The organism is Serratia sp. TMDUHS_CL (assembly GCF_037137105.1).
Classification (GTDB): domain Bacteria; phylum Pseudomonadota; class Gammaproteobacteria; order Enterobacterales; family Enterobacteriaceae; genus Serratia; species Serratia nevei.
Genome location: NZ_JBBBDV010000018.1, coordinates 35,688 through 52,929 on the forward strand (window position 1 = coordinate 35,688; position 17,242 = coordinate 52,929).

A 17,242-nucleotide genomic window follows, 5' to 3' on the forward strand; every position below is an offset into this window, starting at 1 on the left:
AAATCAGGCTAACATTAATCCCCGAATGAGCGCCGCCAGTCAATAACCCAATGTAACAATTTACAATGTTAATGATTCCCCGGCTCCGCGCGCAGCCGCGCCACCTGCGCCTCCACGTCGCGCCAGGCCGGTTTGTCGCCGGCATAGCGTTGGCGCAGATAATTCACCAGCGCCGTCACCTGCCGATCGGAAAAGCTGTCCTTAAAGCCCGGCATAAAGCCCAATTCGGCGGTGGCCGGTTTGGGGATCCCTTGCAGGATCACTTTGATCAGGTTATCAGGGCGATCGCTGAAGATATTGGTGTTATTGGCCAGATCCGGGCTGACGCCGAACAGCTGCGGCCCACCGGCAGCGGCGCTGTGGCAGGCCTGGCAAGCGCCTTGGAACAACCGCTCGCCGGCCAACTGCCCCGCCACCGGCAAGGCGCGGGCCGCCAACTGCGCCTGCGGCTCCACATTCAGCGTCGCCTTGGTGCTCAGCGACATCACATAGTTGGCCATCGCCCGCAGATCGCTCTGCGGCAACGTCGCCAGTTCGCTGACCACCGGCCCCATCGGCCCGGCCGCCACGCCGTGCTCGGCGGAATGCCCGCTGCGGAAGTACTGAAACAGCTGCTCCTCGGTCCAGGGCTTGTCCGCATTGGCCAATTGATTCAGCGCCGGCGCTTCCCACCCGTCCACCATCCCCCCCGCCAGGAAAGCCGCGCCGCCCTTTTCTGCCCCCAGCAGATTGCGCGGCGAATGGCAGGCGGCGCAGTGGCCGAGCCCGTTGACCAGATAGGCGCCGCGATTCCACTGCGCGCTTTGTTGCGGATCGGGTTGAAATTCCCCCTGGCGCAGGAACAGCGCGTTCCAACCCGCCATCAGCGGCCGCAGGTTAAACGGGAAGCGCATCTGATTGGCCGGATTGCTCTGGCGCACCGCCGGTTGCGACATCAGATAAGCGTACAGCGCCTGCATGTCGCCGTCGGTCATTTTACTGAATGCGGTGTAGGGAAATGCCGGATACAGATGGCGGCCGTCGCGGGCGATGCCCTGGCGCATCGCCCGATCGAACGCGGTAAATGACCAGTTGCCGATGCCGGTTGCCACGTCCGGGGTAATGTTGGTGCTGTAGAGCGTGCCGAACGGCGTCGCCATCGCCAGCCCGCCGGCGTTGGTCGCCCCTTCCGACGCGGTATGGCAAACCGCGCAGTCTCCGGCGGCGGCCAACTGGCGACCGCGCTCCAGCGTGGCGGCCGACCAGGTGCCGGCGCCGGGCGTCGCCACCGGTGCGATCTCCGCCCGCCATGGCAGGGCGCTGCCCGCGATGCCCAGCACCGCGCCGAACAGCCCCGCCGCACCGCCGAACCACCATTTTCCGCGCTTCTTTTTCTTGGGCAGTGCGGCCTGCCGCTCGGCGTCCGGCCCGTTCAGCGCCTCTCGCAGCTTATCCGAGGTGATCGGCAGCTCGCGAAAACGAATGCCGGTGGCGTCGAACACCGCGTTGGCGATGGCCGCCGCGCTGGGCACCGACGCCGACTCCCCGGCGCCCATCGGCGGATCGTAAGGGCGCGGCATCATCACCACGTCCACCTCCGGCACCTCCGGGAAGGTCAGGATCGGGTAAGCCCCCCATTCTTTGGCGGAGACCGTCGATTCCTCAAAGGTCACGCGCTCTTTCAACACCCGGCTGGTCGATTGCAACACGTTGCCGTGAATTTGGTGACGCACGCCGTCCGGGTTGACCATCATGCCCGCGTCGTGGCCGACCACGATGCGCGTCACCGCCACTTCGCCGCTGGCTTTGTCGATCGCCACGTCGGCCACCCAGGCGGCCCAGGCCGCGCCAAAGCCGGGAAACTTGCTGTGGATGTAACGGGCGTAGGCAAAGCCGCGCCCGCGCAGCACGCCGTCTTCCGCCGGGGTCTGCATCGGTTCGGTATGCGGCGTCCAGCCGGCGCGCTCTGCGGTGCTGCGCATCAGCTCACTGGCGCGTTCGTCATGGATATAGCGCAGCCGGTATTCCAGCGGATCGACGCCGGCGGCGTGGGCCAGCTCATCGATATAAGATTCGTGGGCGAAGGTGTTCGGCAAGGCGGAAACGCCACGCATCCAGGAGGCGCGCACGATCGGCGCCATGTCTTCGATGCTGACACGCAGCGCCGGATACTCATAAGGCGGCACCGAGGTGCGGTCGCCCATTTCATAGGCCACCGGCAGCGGCTCGACCCGACCGGTCAGCAGTAGCGCCAGCGTCGGCGCGCCGTTGGAAGGATAATAGGTGCGAAAGTCGTAGGCGACCGGGTGCCCGGCGGCGTCCAGCCCGCCGTCCACCTCCATCAGCTGCGCCGTGCCCTTCGGTTCCCACACATGTTCTTGTTCGCGGGTCAGCTGCACCCGCACCGGCCTGCCCACCGCGCGCGACAGCAGCGCCGCGTCGGCGCAGACGTCATCGGCGCAATTGCGGCCATAGCAACCGGCCGCCTCCATGCGAACAATCTCGATCTGCGCTTCCGGGTATTCCAGCAGCCAGGCCAGATCGGCGCGCAGCAGGTGCGGGTTCTGGCTGCCTGACCAGACCTGCAGGCGCTCCGGCCGGTAGTCCGCCAGCGCGCAGGAAGGGCCAATCGAGGCATGCAGCTGATACGGCCACAGGTAGCTGCGGGTGAAACGCCTGTCGGCCGTCGCCAGCGCCGCGTCCACATCGCCGGTATCGTGCACCACCCGGGTCGAGTGCGGGTTGTCGCGCAGCGCCTGCGCCACGTCGGTCATCTGCGGCAAATTGCGCCGCCAGTCTTTCCAGCTGACCTGCAGCGCCTGCGCTGCCTTGATCGCCTGTTCTTCGCGCTCGGCGACAATGCCGATGAAATCGCCGATCACCACCAGTTTGACGATGCCGGGAATATGCGCGATCGAGGTTTCGTCCACCGCCAGCAGGCTGGTGCCGACAAATTCGCCGCTGTCGTAACCGGCATAGGGCGGCCGCACCACCCGGCCGTGCAGCATGTTTGGCAGGCGCATATCGTGTACGTAGGTGGTTTCGCCGGTCGCCTTGGCCGGAATATCGACGCGCGCGGCGCTGGTGCCCACCAGGCGATACTCCGTCTGAGGTTTCAGCGGCGCGTCGCCGGAAATCGACAGCTCGACATGACCGCCGGCCACCAGCTCGGCGTAGCTGAGCGCCTGCCCCTGCGGGCTGCGGATCACGCCCTCCTCCAGCGTCAGCTGTTCCACCGGCGCATCGAAGCGCTGCGCCGCCTGGCGCAACAGCCAACGGCGCGCTTCGGCGGCGGCGTTGCGCAGCGGCACGGCGGAGATCTGCAGCGTGGCGCTGGCGATGGTGGCGCCCTGATTCGGCGCGCGCTCGGTATCGCCCAGCACCATTCGCACCTGATCCATGCGCAGGTACAGCTCTTCGGCGACGATCTGGCCGAGCGCGGTGCGCACGCCGGTGCCGAGATCGACATGGCCGTTAAAGGCATAGATTTCGCCGCTGCCGCACAGGGCGATAAACAGCCCTTGCTCCCTGGGCTTCAGCACCGGCGTTTGCCCTTTGGGCACCGGCCCCGAAGGCGGTTGCACGCTGTCGACGATCAGCAGCACGCCGTCGCGCTGCAGCAATTCGGCCTGGCTCGGCGATGAGGGACGGGAATCAGTCATGAGCGTGGGCGTCCTCATCGCGGCAGAGAATGATGGCGCGCTGAACCGCACGCAGGATTTCGAGATGGGTGCCGCAGCGGCACAGGTTGCCGGACAGCGCCTGACGGATCTCCGCCTCGCTCGGGGTGGGATTGCGATCCAACAGGGCTTTGGTGGTCATGATCATGCCGTTGAGGCAGTAGCCGCATTGCGCCGCCTGCTCTTCGATAAAGGCACGCTGCACCGGGTGCAGGCGCTGGCGATCGCCAAGGCCTTCCAGGGTCACGATCGCCCGGCCGGACACGCCGAGCGCCGGGATCACGCAGGAGCGCGCCGCCACGCCGTCGATCAACACGGTACAGGCGCCGCATTCGCCCAGGCCGCAGCCGTATTTCGGGCCGTTGAGCGCCAGATCGTTGCGCAGTACCAGCAAGAGCGGCGTATCCGCCATCACCTGCGCATGAAGCTGTTCGCCGTTCACCGACAGCATCAGCGGATGCTCCGTCAGCGTGGTGTTCGCGCCTTCCCTGGGCGACTGCACTTCAGATATCGCCATTGTTCGCGTCTCCGCCTGCACTTGATGGTCTTATGGGCTGGCCTCTCGCCACCGACCACCAGGCAACCGACGTTGCGCGGGCGAATCAGCCGGTGGGCGGATTTTCCAGCATTTTATTCAGCAGGAATATCAGCGCTATCCGTTCGGCCGGGTTGAGCGTGCCGAACGTCAGCTCTGTAATTTTCGCCGCCTGCGGCACCGTTTCCGTCAGCAGCACGGCGCCGGCGTCGGTCAGGCCGACCACCACCTTACGCCGATCCACCGGATCCGGCGTCACCGTGATCAGATCGCGCGCCTTTAGCCGCTCGACGATGCCGCGTATGGTGGCCTGATCCACCGCCGTCACCTGCACCAGCTCGGTCAGCGAGCTCGGCCCCATATCGCGCACCGCGCACAGGGTGATGAACTGCACCGCCGTCAGCTGCGAATCGCCGACGTTTTGCTGGAAAATCGCCAGGTGGCGCTGATAAACCTTGCGCAGCAGGTGCCCGACTTGCTCGGTAAAATGATAATTTTCGGGTTGGCCGCTCACGGCTGACGGGTATTCGGGGGGCGTCATTGCGTTACTCTCACCATCTATGGAATCCACGAGAATAGTACAAACCCCCGCCGTTGGCAGCAACGATTAAGCCCGGCGCACGCGCGAGGCCTCCGGCGCCACCACTTCCCCGTCCGCCACCACCGTTTGCCCGTCGAGGCGGATGTCGCAGCGGCGCAGCGCGATGTCCATATGGCAAGGCGTTTTGCGCGTGCCGCCCACTTCGGTATTCGGCCCGGTTGAGAACAGGAAGTTGCCGTAAAACGCACGCGCGTCCATGCACATGCCGTCGTTCTTGTCGTGCAGGCCCATCGCCGTCCACTGGGCGCGCGGCTGCAGGCCCCAGCCGATGTGCGAGATGCCGTACACCTCCGGATCGTCAAAGTATTTCATGTATTCGCGCAGGTATTCCGCCTCGAAACCGCCATGAATGCGGGTAACGAACCCTTGTTCGATCTCCAGCGTGATGCGTTCGCGCGCGTAGCTTTTAAACGGCAGCAAGATATCGCCGACCTCCAGCACCAGCACCCCTTCCGCCTGCTCCTCATTCGGCCAGGTGAACAGGAAGCCGCTCGGCCAGTGATCCCAGCGCCCCGGTTCATCGGCATAGCCGTACTCGGTCACCGTCGGGTATTGCCCGAGCGGCGCGCGGAAATCGCTGCCGGCGGCGGAGGTCACCTGCATCAGCTTCGCCTGCTCCAGTACGGCGGCGGCGGCCAGCACCCGCGCCTTGTCATCCGCGTTGGGCAACATGCGCGCCAGCACCTCCGGCGGCTCCACCGCCAGCAGGATGCGAGTGCCGGTTTTCAGGATCTGCTCCTGCTCCGGCGAATGCAGCAGCATCATGGTATCGACGATCAGATCGGCGGCCTCCAGCGCACGCTGCGCCGCCAGGTTGCCGGTCAGCGCGGTATCGCCGCAATAGGCGGTCATGTCGTTGCCCATCGCCCGCGGATGGTTGAACGCCGGCAGTTCGACGGCATACACCCTGGCGCCCAGCCGCAGCGCCGCGTCGGTCGCGGCGCGCACCGTGCGCGCATCGGAATAATGGCTTTTCAAAATCGCCACGCTCTGCGAAGCATCGACCTTCGACAGCGTAAGCACCTGCTCGAACAGCTGTACCAACTGGGTTTCATTGACCGCCATGGCCTGTCTCCTGTCTCGTCAAGGGGGTCCGACGCCCGCAAGGCGGCGGTGATTTTTCAAACAATTTAAAGTGAACACGCTCGTTTTTATCTAAGTCAAAAAAGCAAAGGAAAGCAAGTCGCGACTGTCCATCATAAGAAAGTCCTATTTCATCCCTCTTCAATCCTGTGATTAACATGAGTTTAACAGTAATGCGCCGTCAATTAGCGTGAGCAAGATCTTATTTAACACTTTTGCAACCTTGCGCTATCTAGTGCATACACTATAAATCGATCGTCCAGCCACGCGTTGGGCCTACGCTGAAAAAAGCCAACAGACAGGGGAAACATGATGAGCAAACAACCACGCATCGCCGTCGTCGGCGCCGGGCTGGGGGGCGCCGCCGCCGCCGGGCTGCTGCAAAAAGCCGGCTTTACCGTCGATCTGTATGAACAGAGCCCGGCGTTCTCGCGCCTCGGCGCCGGCATTCACATGGGGCCGAACGTCCTGAAGATTTTCCGCCGGCTCGGCATTGAGCAGCGGCTGGAGCAGATGGCGTCTCATCCTGATTTCTGGTTCAGCCGCGATGCCGAGAGCGGCGACTATCTGTCGCGCATCGAACTGGGCGCCTTCGCCCGCCGGGAGTACGGCGCCGCCTATGTGACGGTGCACCGCGGCGATCTCCAGGCGTTGCAGCTTTCCGCGCTGCAGCCCGGCACCCTGCACTTCGGCAAATGCCTGAGCAAGATTGAAGATCGCGGGGACGAGGTGGTGCTGAACTTCGTCGACGGCACCTCGGCCCATGCCGACATCGTGATCGGTGCCGACGGCATCAATTCGCGCATCCGCGAACATCTTCTGGGGGCGGAAGCGCCGACCTACAGCGGCTGGGTGGCCCACCGCGCGCTGATCCGCGGCGAGAAGCTGGCGAAATACAACCTGACGTTCGAAGACTGCGTGAAGTGGTGGTCGGCGGATCGCCATCTGATGGTCTACTACACCACCCAACGGCGCGACGAGTATTACTACGTGAGCGGCGTGCCGCACCCGGCCTGGGATTTCCAGGGCAGCTTCATCGACAGCAGCCGCGAAGAGATGTTCGAAACCTTCGCCGGCTACCACCCGATCGTGCAGGCGCTGATCGAATCCAGCGAGCAGGTCACCAAATGGCCATTACTGAACCGCAAACCGCTGCCGCTGTGGAGCGAAGGCCGTCTGGTGCTGCTCGGCGACGCCTGCCATCCGATGAAACCGCACATGGCGCAGGGCGCGGCGATGGCGATCGAAGACGCCGCCATGCTGACCCGCTGCCTGCAGGAAACCGGCCTCGGCGACTACCGCACCGCCTTCCAGCTGTATGAAGCCAACCGCAAAGAGCGCGCCTCCAGGGTGCAGGCGGTGTCCAACGCCAACACCTTCCTGCGCACTCAGGAAGATCCGGCCTGGGTCTACGGCTACGACCTGTACGCTCAAGCGCTGAAATCGGAGAACGCCGCATGAGCACCTTCCTCTACGGCGCCCACGCTCACGCCAATGGCATTCGCCAACATTACCTGCGCTACGGCGGCCACGGCCCGGCGCTGATCCTGATCCCCGGCATCACCAGCCCGGCGATCACCTGGGGCTTCGTCGCCGAGCGGCTGGGGGAAAAATACGACGTCTACGTACTCGACGTGCGCGGCCGCGGTCTGTCGTCCAGCGGCCCGGAACTGGCTTATGACGCAGAGACCTGCGCGCAGGACGTTAACGCCTTCGTCGCCGCGCTGAACCTGACCAGTTACGCCCTGCTCGGCCATTCGATGGGCGCCCGCTTCGCCCTGCGCGCCGCCGTTTTGCAGCCCGCCGGCGTGCGGCGGCTGGTGCTGGTCGATCCGCCGGTTTCCGGCCCCGGCCGCCGCGCCTATCCCGGCCAATGGCCTTGGTACGCCGACTCTATCCGGCAGTCGCTGCCGGGCATGAGCGCCGAGCAGATGCGCGCCTTCTGCCCGACCTGGAGCGAGGAGCAGCGCCGGCTGCGCGCCGAGTGGCTGCATACCTGCTACGAGCCGGCGATCCAACGCGCCTACGACGATTTTCATCAGGTGGACAGCCACCGTGACTACCCGCTGCTGGCCATGCCGACGCTGCTGATGGTCGCGGGCAAAGGCGGCGTCATTCAGCCCGAAGACCGGGCGGAGATCCGCGCGCTGCAGCCGGAGATCGCCATCGTCGAGGTCGAGAACGCCGGACACATGATCCCGTGGGACGATTTCGACGGCTTCTTCCGCGCCCTGGGCGATTTTCTGGATTAACTGAGGAACACCGACATGAGCAACCACTACCGCATCGGCCAGATCGTGCCCAGCTCCAACACCACGATGGAAACCGAGATCCCGGCGATGCTGGGCGCGCGCCAGCTGATACGCCCGGAGCGTTTCACCTTTCACTCCAGCCGCATGCGCATGAAACACGTCAATAAAGAAGAGCTGGCGGCGATGGACGCCGAGTCCGATCGCTGCGCGCTGGAACTCTCCGACGCGCGGGTCGACGTGCTCGGCTACGCCTGCCTGGTGGCCATCATGGCAATGGGGCTGGGCTACCACCGCGAATCGCAGGCCCGGCTGGCGCAGGTGACGAAAGACAATCAGGCCGCCGCGCCGGTTATCAGCAGCGCCGGCGCGCTGGTCAACGGCCTGAAGGTGATCGGCGCCAAACGCATCGCGCTGGTGGCGCCCTATATGAAACCGCTGACCCAGCTGGTGGTGGACTACATCCAGCACGAAGGCATTGAGGTCAAGGTATGGCGCGCGCTGGAGATCCCGGACAACCTCGACGTCGGCCGGCACGATCCGGCCAGGCTGCCGGGGATCGTCGCCGAGATGGATTTACGCGAGGTCGATGCTATCGTGCTGTCCGCCTGCGTGCAGATGCCTTCGCTGCCGGCCGTTCCGACGGTGGAGGCCCAAACCGGCAAACCGGTGATCACCGCCGCCATCGCCACCACTTACGCGATGCTGACCGCGCTGGAGCTGGAGCCGATCGTCCCCGGCGCCGGCGCCCTGCTGTCCGGCGCCTATTGAGGAGGCATGATGAACGACACCCTCAGCGACAATTATCGCGGCGTCTGGGGCCAGCGCCTCGGCTTCGGCCGGCGCCCGGCGCTGCTGGCGATCGACTTTATGCAGGCCTACACCACCGAAGGCGCGCCGCTGTTCGCGCCGGGCGTGGTGAGCGCGGTCGAGGAAAGCCGCGAGCTGCTGGCCTGTGCGCGCCGCACGGGAATTCCTGTGATCCACACCCATATCCGCTATCATGCAGGCCATTTTGCCGATGGCGGCCTGTGGGTCAAAAAAGCGCCGGTGATGAAGGACATGGTGGCGGGCAACCCGCTGGCGGCGTTCTGCCCGCCGGTGGCGCCGCTGGCCGATGAGGTGGTGCTGAGCAAGCAATACGCCAGCGCCTTCTTCGGCACCGCGCTGGCGCCGCTGCTGGTGGCGCAAGGGATCGACACGCTGCTGATGATCGGCTGCTCAACCAGCGGCTGCATCCGCGCCAGCGCGGTGGACGCGGTGCAGCACGGCTTTCGCGCCATGGTGGTGCGCGAGTGCGTCGGCGATCGTCACCCCGGCCCGCACGAAGCCAACCTGTTCGACATCGACAGCAAATACGGCGACGTGGTGCACAAACGGGAGGCGCTCGACTACCTGAACCGGTTATGAATCAACGACTCACCTGCAACGACAATAACGAAGGCGCAGACAGCGCCTCACGCGACCGCCCGAAACAGGGCGGCGCCCCTGCAACGCAAACACAACAGGCGCCTCCTGCGGAGGCCAACACGCACCACCTGGAGACAACATCATGGCCATTGTCGACACCCCGCTGGCGGGGAAAGCGGACGCAGAATCGCTGCTGCTGTACCGCAAAATCACCTGGAAACTGATCCCGTTTCTTTGCCTGTGTTACCTGGCGGCCTACCTCGATCGCATCAACGTCGGGCTGGCCAAGCTGCAGATGGCCGATGCGCTGCAGCTGAGCGAAGCGGCCTTCGGCCTGGGCGCCGGGCTGTTTTTCGTCGGCTATATTCTGTTCGAGGTGCCGAGCAACCTGATCCTGCAGCGCGTCGGCGCCAAGATGTGGATCGCCCGCATCATGATCACCTGGGGGCTGCTGTCCACCGCCACCATGTTCGTCACCACGCCGACCCAGTTCTACGTCATCCGCTTTCTGCTCGGCGTGGCGGAGGCCGGTTTTCTGCCCGGCGTGCTCTTTTACCTGACGCTGTGGTTCCCGACCTATCGCCGCGGCCGCATCATCGCGCTGTTCATGATCGGCCTGCCGCTGTCCAGCGTGATCGGCGGGCCGCTCTCCGGCTGGATCATGGGCCATTTCGACATGCGCCACGGGCTGCACGGCTGGCAGTGGCTGTTTTTGCTGGAGGGCATTCCCAGCGTGCTGTTGGGGGTGCTGACCTTCTGGCTGTTGCCTAACACTTATCAGCAGGCCAAGTGGCTGACGCCCGAGGAAAAACAGCGCATCGCCGACGATTTGGCGCGTGACGACGCCGAGGCCGATCACGGCAAGCACAGCTTCCGCGACGGCTTCTTCAACCTGAAAGTGTGGATGCTCGGCGGCATCGACTTCGCCATTCTGCTCAGCGCCTACGCCATGGGCTTTTGGATGCCGACCTTCATCAAAACCGCCGGCGTCACCGACATCACCACCATCGGCTACCTGACGGCGATCCCCAGCGTCGCCGCCCTGCTCGGTATGCTGCTGATCGGCAGCAGCTCCGACCGGCTGCGCGAACGGCGCTGGCATATCATCGTGCCGTTTATCGTCGGCGCGCTGGCAATGGCCGGCAGCACCTTCTTCACCCACAATGCGCTGGCCACGGTGCTGCTGTTCTCCATCGCCCAGGCGGCGATCATCGGTGCGGTGCCGGTATTCTTCAGCCTGCCGGCCACCTTCCTGCGCGGCACGGCGGCGGCGACCGGCTTCGCGCTGGCCTGTTCGCTGGCCAACATCGCCGGGCTGGTGAGCAATTCGCTGATGGGGCTGGCGCTGGATCTGACCGGCAAGAGCGGCGGCGCGCTCTGGGCCTTCGCCGGCTGCCTGCTGCTCAGCTCGCTGCTGGTGGTGGCCCTGCCGGCCAAGGTGGTGAACCGCTGAATGTCGGCCAAGCCGAAAAAGACGAAGGGCGCATAACGCGCCCTTTTGTTTACTTACCGGGAATGGCCGAACTTACTCGTCCTTCAGCCCGCGGTTGATCAGCATCGGTTCGATGCTCGGCTCTTTGCCGCGCCAGTCGATGTACAGCTTCTCCAGATCCTGGCTGTTGCCGCGCGACAGGATCATGTCGCGGAAGCGCTGGCCGTTTTCGGCGGTCAGGCCACCGTGTTCGGTGAACCACTGGAAGGCGTCGTCCGCCAGCATTTCCGTCCACAGATAGGCGTAGTAGCCCGCGGCGTAGCCGTTACCCCAGATGTGCTGGAAATAGCTGGAACGGTAGCGCGGCGGCACGTAGCTGAGATCGACCTTGTCTTTTTGCAGCGACTCGGCCTCGAACTTGTCCACGTCCTGCTGCGGCTGGTCGGCCGTCAGCATGTGCCAGTGCATATCCAGCAGCGCGGCGGACAGCAGCTCGGTCATGCTGTAGCCCTTGTTGAACTTGTCGGCCTTCTTGATCTTGTCGACCAGTTCCTGCGGCATCGCCTCGCCGGTCTGGTAGTGCTTGGCGAAGTGGCTGAACACTTTCGGATCGCTGACCCAGTGCTCGTTGAACTGCGACGGGAACTCGACGAAGTCGCGCGCGGTGTTGGTGCCCGACAGGCTCGGGTATTCCTGATCGGCGAACATGCCGTGCAGCGCGTGGCCGAACTCGTGGAACATGGTGATTACGTCGTCATACGACAGCAGCGCCGGCTGGCCCGGCGCCGGTTTGGTGAAGTTGGCGACGTTGTAGATCACCGGCTTGGTGCCGTTAAGCTTCGACTGATCGACGAAGTTGCTCATCCAGGCGCCGCCGCCCTTGTTGTCGCGCTTAAAGTAGTCGGTGTAGAACAGCGCCAGCGATTTGCCGTCCTTGTCGAACACTTCATACACCTTGACGTCCGGCTGATAGACCGGAATGTCCTTGCGCTCCTTGAAGCTGATGCCGTACAGCAGGTTGGCGGCGTAGAACACGCCGTTGTTCAGCACGTTGTTCAGCTCGAAGTAAGGCTTAATCTGCGACTCGTCCAGATCGTACTTGGCCTTGCGCACCTGTTCGGCGTAGAACTGCCAGTCCCAGGCCTGCACCTTGAAATCGCCTTTCTGCTGGTCGATCACCGCCTGAATGTCTTTGGCCTCACGCTCGGCGCGCGCGGTGGCCGCCGGCACGATGTTGCGCATAAAGCTCAGCGCGGCATCCGGCGTCTTGGCCATCTGGTTTTGCAGTTTCCAGGCGGCGTAGTTCGGGTAGCCCAGCAGCTTGGCCTGCTCGGCGCGCACCTTGGCCAGACGGGAGATGGTCTGGCGGGTATCGTTGCCGTCGCTCTTCTCCGCACGCGTCCAGGAGGCGTCGAACAGCGCTTGGCGGGTATCGCGATCTTTCAGGCTCTGCAGCAGCGGCTGTTGCGTGGTGTTTTGCAGCACCAGCAGCCACTGTTTCTCCAGCTTGCGTTCGGCGGCCGCCTGCGCCGCCGCAGCCAGCTCGCCTTCCGACAGGCCGTCCAGCTTCGCCGGGTCGGTTATCGCCAGCGCGCCGTTCTTGCTCGCCGCCAGCAGTTTGTTGGTGAACTGGGTGCTCAGCGTCGCCGCTTCCTGGTTCAGCGCCTTCAGCTTGGCCTTGTCGGCGTCCGACAGGTTGGCGCCCGCCAGCTCGAAGTTCTTGTAGGTCACTTCCACCAGCCGGCGCGATTCCGGATCCAGCTTCAGCGCATCGCGATCCTGATAGATGGCCTTGATGCGAGCGAACAGCTTGCCGTTGAGCATGATGTCGTCGTTCAATGCCGCCAGCTTCGGCGAGGTTTCTTCATCCAGTTTCTGCAGCGCGTCGCTGGTGTTGGCCGAGGTCATGGCGCCGAACACGCTCATCACCCGCGTCAGCAGCGAACCGGCCTGCTCCAGCGCCACGAAGGTATTCTTGAAATTAGGCTTGGCCGGGTTGTTGGCGATCTTCTCCACCTCTTCCCGCTTTTGCTTGATGCCCGCCTCGATCGCCGGCGCGTAGTCGCTCTCCTTGATCAGGTTGAACGGCGGCGCCTGGAACGGCAGGCGGCTTTGATAGAAGAACGGATTCTGAGTCTTTTGCTTGTCGTGCTGATTGGCTTCACCGGTCACGGTAGCCTCCTTCGCCTGGCCGCTGGGCAGCGCGCTATGGTCGGCGTGAGGTTGGGTTTCTGCTGCCTGTGCCTGCGAGCCCAGCGCCATGCCGATCGCCAGCACCAATGTGGATAAACGCATCAAATCGAAACTCCTCCATGTTCACGGAATAAGGTCTCGGGGAATCGCTCCCTCTGAGTCATCACCTAGCTTAGGTGCAGTTGGCAGTTTGAGCAAAAACAAGTGATTAGAAGTTGGCCGCCTGGCCAACCTGCTGTATCAGGAACGTCAGCAACGCGCGCGTTTTGGCCGGCAGATAACGCCGGCCGGGGTAAACGGCATACAGCTGCAACGGCGCCGGCGGCAGTGCCAGCGGCACCTCAACCAAACGGCCGTCGGCCAGAAACGGCCGGCAGCCGAGCTCGGAAAGCATGGCGAACCCCACGCCGGCCAAGGCCGCCTTCAGCGCCATCTCCCCGCTGTTGACACGATAGCGCGTATTGACCGGGACGGTAACGAAGGTTCCGTCTGGGCGGATGAACTGCCACGGCATCCCCTTCAGCGCATTCACCGTGCTGATGCAGGGCAATTGCGTGAATTGTTCAATCTCCGACGACGGCGGCCACTGCGCCAACAACGCCGGAGCGGCCACCACGATGCAGGGGAAAGACGCCAGCGGCTGCGCGACATAGTCGCTGTCGTCCAGTATGCCCCGGCTGATCATCACCGCCAGATCGACATCATCGAGCAGCGACGCCATGCCCGCCAGGTTGGTCACGCAGTTGATTTCGATCTGCGGATGCTGCAGGGCGAACGCCGCGAGCGGCTCGCCCAACAGGTATGGCCCCACTTCATTGGGCACGCACAGGCGCAGCGGCCCGCGCAGCTGTTGCTGCCGCTCGCTGAGGGTTTGCGCGGTGTGTTCCAGCGACGCCAGCAGCGGCTGGGTGCGTTCATGCAACAGCTGGCCGTTCGGCGTCAACCGCATCGAACGGGTGCTGCGCTCTATCAATCGCTGCTCGAGCTGGCGCTCCAGCTGAGAGATATAGCGGCTGACGTTGGAGGTCGGCATCGCCAGCGCCCGCGCCGCCCCGACGAAGCTCCCCTGTTCCACCACCGCCACGAAAATGCGTAGCAGGTTTAAATCCAATTTGGCGCGCATGATTATCCCTAATTTGATAACAAACCATGCCATTTCTACCATCTAATCCCGACCAACGCCAAACGCTACACTGCCGGCCTGATTCTGCAACCCATGGATGCTTATGACACCCGCGAGAAAGCTGACGGCGATAGCGCTGGTCATCGCCTTTATTCAGTTCACCAATGCCCTGGAATACATGGTATTCAACCCGATATTCCTCTACATGGCCGCCGATTTTTCCGTGCCCGTCAGCTTCGCCGGCTATGTCAGCGCGGCCTATACGCTGGCGGCGGTGATTTCCGGCATCGGCGCATTTTTCTGGATCGGCGGCGTTGAGAAGCGGCGCTTTCTGCTGCTCAACGTCACGCTGCTGGGCGTGACCACCTTATTGATCGCTGCAACCCAGCAGTTTTACTGGCTGCTGGCACTGCGGCTGTTGGCCGGGCTGTTGGGCGGCACCACGATGGGCGTCGGGATCGGCCTGCTGCTCAACGCCGCACCGGCCGCGCTGCACGGCAGAATGTTGGCGACGGTGATCGCGTCCTTTTCGTTGGTGAGCATTGTCGGCATGCCGGGCATGCTGTACCTGTGCGAAGTGGCGAGCTGGCGCGCCGCGCTGGTGACTATCGGCGGGCTGTGTCTGCTGGCGGCCGTCTTGGTCGCGCTGTTCGTTCCCAGGGATGCGCCGCAGCCACGGGCTACCGCGCCCGTCGCGCTCGATCGCCGGTTGCTGCTGTTCGCCGCCGCCGCCGGCCTGACGCAGTTCAGCCCGATGCTGCTGATCCCGGTGCTGGCGCCGCTGCTCACCCAGCGGCTACAGGTGGCAAACGCGCATTTGCCCTGGCTGTTTCTCATCGGCGGCGTGGCCGGCTATCTGGCGACCGTACTGGCGGGCCGCTGGCTGCAACGCTTTGGCGCCGTGACGCTGACGGTGGGCGCCACGCTGTTGCTGCTGGGCAGCCTGTGGCTGGCGGCGCGCGGTGGCGATCGCGGCGAGCTGTTCATGGTCGCGTTTCTCGCGGCGGCCTATGCGCGGCTGGTGGCGATCTCTTCCCTGAGCATGCGCTGGCCGGACGCTCGGCAGCGCGCCGCCTTTGGCGTACTGCAAACCGCCCTGATACACCTGAGCGCCACGGCGGCCTTCTTGCTCTCCTCCGCGTTGCTGAGCAGCGGCCTCACCCCGCTTAGCCTGCAACGCCTGTTATGGCTGTGCGCGCTGAGCGCGGTCGCCGTCGCGCCGCTCAGCGTTTGGCTGCAGGCGCGGCTGCGTCAGCGCGGCGCCTGATAAACCACCTTGCCGTCCACATAGGTGCGATAAATATTGCGATCGTCTCCCAGCGTCATCAGCACGAACCCTTGTTCCGCCGACGTGGCGCTGTTGGCGTAGCGTAACTGCTGCAGCGGCGTGACCGCCGGATCGAGCACCACGAAATCCGCCTCTTTGCCGACGTTGAAGTTGCCTATTTTGTCGTCCAGCGCCAGCGCGCGGGCGCCGCCCAGGGTGGCGTGATAGAACGCTTCTACGGCGGAGAGCCGGTAATGCTGCAGCTGGCCGACTTTGTACGCCTCGCCCAGCGTGCGCAGCATATTGAAGGTGGTGCCGGCCCCCACGTCAGTGCCGATGCCGAGCTTCACCCGCTTGCGCCAGGCCTGCTGCAGGTCGAACAGCCCGCTGCCGAGGAACAGGTTGGAGGTGGGGCAAAACGCGATCGCCGAGCGGGTCTCGCACAGGCAGTCCCACTCCTGCTCCTCCAGGTGCAGGCAGTGGGCGAACACGCTTTTGCCGCCGGTCATGCCGTAGCGATGGTAAACGTCCAGATAGCTTTGGCTCTGCGGGAACAGCGATTTTACCCAGGCCACTTCCTGCGGATTCTCGCTCAGGTGCGTCTGCAGCCAAACGTCGGGGAATTCTTCGCGCAGCCGCTGCACCTGCGCCAACAGCGCCGGGGTACTGGTGGGCGCAAAGCGCGGCGTAATGGCGTAGCCGAGGCGGCCTTTGCCGTGCCAGCGTTCGATCAACTCACGCGTCTGGCGATAACTTTGCTCCGGCGTTTCCAGCAGCGCCTCCGGCGCATGGCGATCCATCATCACCTTACCGGCGATCAGGCGCATATTCAGCGCTTGCGCCTGGGTGAACAGCGCATCGACCGACTGCGGGTGCACGCTGCCGAACACCAGCGCGGTGGTGGTGCCGTTGCTCAGCAACTCCCGCAGAAAGAAGGCCGACATCTCGTCGGCGTGCTGTTCGCAGCCGTAACGGCTTTCGGTCGGGAAGGTGTAATTGTTTAACCACCCCAGCAACTGGTCGCCATAGGCGCCGATCATTTCGGTTTGTGGGTAGTGGATATGGGTGTCGATAAAGCCCGGCACGATCGGTTTGTCGCGATACTCCGTGACCGCGAAACCCGGCGGCAACAGCGCCTCACCCTGCTGCCAGCTGCCGAACCAGACGATGGTGCCCTCGTTGAGCAGCAACAAACCGTCGGGAATGTGCCGCAGGCGTTCGTCGAGCTGTTGCGCTTTCTCCACGCAGGCGGTGATATCAAAAAAATTGCCACGAATAGCCGTGGTGAATTGCAGTGCCATTATTTTCTTCCTTGTGACGACCGGCCAAGCTCACCCGCGTAATAATCTTCGCTGATGAAACAATGCCTTTTATTACCCAAACTCAAAGACCGGATTAAGCATAGCAAGCCGTGTGCCAATAGGCGGCCATAAAATACATTTACATTTAAAAACAGAGACATATTAATTTAATCAAAGAAAACCAACCGATGAAAAAGAATAAAGCGCGCGGCGATCTTCAACGGTAGACCAATAGCAACCGTTTGCTTGCCGGAATAACGCTGCGCCGCTGCACCTTTACCGGGCAAGCGGATAATTTCGCGGCCGCTGCGGTTATTTTAACGCGATGCAAAGCGGTCTGCCCCATTCCGCAGGCCACCCGACAAACTTGAAACGATAACCATTCTCAA

General features: G+C 63.7%; 13 protein-coding genes. 6 read left to right on the forward strand and 7 right to left on the reverse strand.

The annotated features are described in order from the left end of the window. Nucleotides 1-68 precede the first annotated feature (68 nt). The 4 genes from WCL58_RS23710 to WCL58_RS23725 form a co-directional block, all read right to left on the reverse strand. A complete protein-coding gene (locus WCL58_RS23710) occupies nucleotides 69-3,641 on the reverse strand; it encodes a molybdopterin cofactor-binding domain-containing protein (RefSeq protein WP_336851677.1) in 3,573 nt (1,190 codons plus the stop codon). Further along, entirely contained in the window at nucleotides 3,634-4,176 is a 543-nt protein-coding gene (locus WCL58_RS23715; protein WP_336851678.1) for a (2Fe-2S)-binding protein, read from the reverse strand. The genes WCL58_RS23710 and WCL58_RS23715 overlap by 8 nt, the downstream gene beginning before the upstream one ends. Nucleotides 4,177-4,261: 85 nt before the next feature. After that, nucleotides 4,262-4,735 carry a MarR family winged helix-turn-helix transcriptional regulator gene (locus WCL58_RS23720; RefSeq protein WP_336851679.1) on the reverse strand — a complete coding sequence of 158 codons (474 nt, stop codon included), beginning with the start codon at nucleotides 4,733-4,735 and terminating at the stop codon, nucleotides 4,262-4,264. A 66-nt stretch (nucleotides 4,736-4,801) separates the two neighbouring features. Further along, nucleotides 4,802-5,860, reverse strand: coding sequence for a 2,5-dihydroxypyridine 5,6-dioxygenase (locus tag WCL58_RS23725; protein ID WP_060440010.1), 1,059 nt, complete (start codon nucleotides 5,858-5,860; stop codon nucleotides 4,802-4,804). A gap of 327 nt (nucleotides 5,861-6,187) precedes the next feature. On the opposite strand from WCL58_RS23725, the gene WCL58_RS23730 reads away from it, so the two are divergent. The 5 genes from WCL58_RS23730 (at nucleotide 6,188) to WCL58_RS23750 (ending at nucleotide 10,990) form a co-directional block, all read left to right on the forward strand. Beyond that, a complete protein-coding gene (locus WCL58_RS23730; protein WP_033645813.1) occupies nucleotides 6,188-7,339 on the forward strand; it encodes an FAD-dependent monooxygenase in 1,152 nt (383 codons plus the stop codon). Next, nucleotides 7,336-8,130, forward strand: a complete 795-nt coding sequence (locus WCL58_RS23735) for an alpha/beta hydrolase (RefSeq protein ID WP_336851680.1) — start codon at nucleotides 7,336-7,338, stop codon at nucleotides 8,128-8,130. The genes WCL58_RS23730 and WCL58_RS23735 overlap by 4 nt, the downstream gene beginning before the upstream one ends. A gap of 15 nt (nucleotides 8,131-8,145) precedes the next feature. Next, nucleotides 8,146-8,898, forward strand: a complete 753-nt coding sequence (locus tag WCL58_RS23740; RefSeq protein ID WP_016927838.1) for a maleate cis-trans isomerase family protein — start codon at nucleotides 8,146-8,148, stop codon at nucleotides 8,896-8,898. A gap of 9 nt (nucleotides 8,899-8,907) precedes the next feature. After that, on the forward strand, nucleotides 8,908-9,537 hold the full coding sequence (locus WCL58_RS23745; protein WP_055312376.1) for an N-carbamoylsarcosine amidohydrolase: 630 nt from the start codon (nucleotides 8,908-8,910) through the stop codon (nucleotides 9,535-9,537). 142 nt (nucleotides 9,538-9,679) lie between these two features. Next, nucleotides 9,680-10,990: an MFS transporter gene (locus WCL58_RS23750; protein WP_004938595.1), complete on the forward strand. Its 1,311-nt coding sequence runs from the start codon at nucleotides 9,680-9,682 to the stop codon at nucleotides 10,988-10,990. A 72-nt stretch (nucleotides 10,991-11,062) separates the two neighbouring features. Here WCL58_RS23750 and dcp read toward each other — a convergent pair whose 3' ends face one another. Further along, nucleotides 11,063-13,264 carry a peptidyl-dipeptidase Dcp gene (gene dcp, locus WCL58_RS23755; RefSeq protein WP_336851681.1) on the reverse strand — a complete coding sequence of 734 codons (2,202 nt, stop codon included), beginning with the start codon at nucleotides 13,262-13,264 and terminating at the stop codon, nucleotides 11,063-11,065. A 106-nt stretch (nucleotides 13,265-13,370) separates the two neighbouring features. Continuing rightward, nucleotides 13,371-14,285, reverse strand: a complete 915-nt coding sequence (locus tag WCL58_RS23760) for a LysR family transcriptional regulator (RefSeq protein ID WP_336851682.1) — start codon at nucleotides 14,283-14,285, stop codon at nucleotides 13,371-13,373. Nucleotides 14,286-14,388: 103 nt separating this feature from the next. Between WCL58_RS23760 and WCL58_RS23765 the strand changes: the two genes are divergently transcribed. Continuing rightward, a complete protein-coding gene (locus WCL58_RS23765) occupies nucleotides 14,389-15,552 on the forward strand; it encodes an MFS transporter (RefSeq protein WP_102984740.1) in 1,164 nt (387 codons plus the stop codon). Here WCL58_RS23765 and guaD read toward each other — a convergent pair. Next, the gene (guaD, locus tag WCL58_RS23770) at nucleotides 15,537-16,853 is read right to left on the reverse strand and encodes a guanine deaminase (RefSeq protein WP_102984741.1); all 1,317 of its coding nucleotides are present in this window, start codon (nucleotides 16,851-16,853) and stop codon (nucleotides 15,537-15,539) included. The genes WCL58_RS23765 and guaD overlap by 16 nt on opposite strands. Nucleotides 16,854-17,242 lie beyond the last annotated feature (389 nt).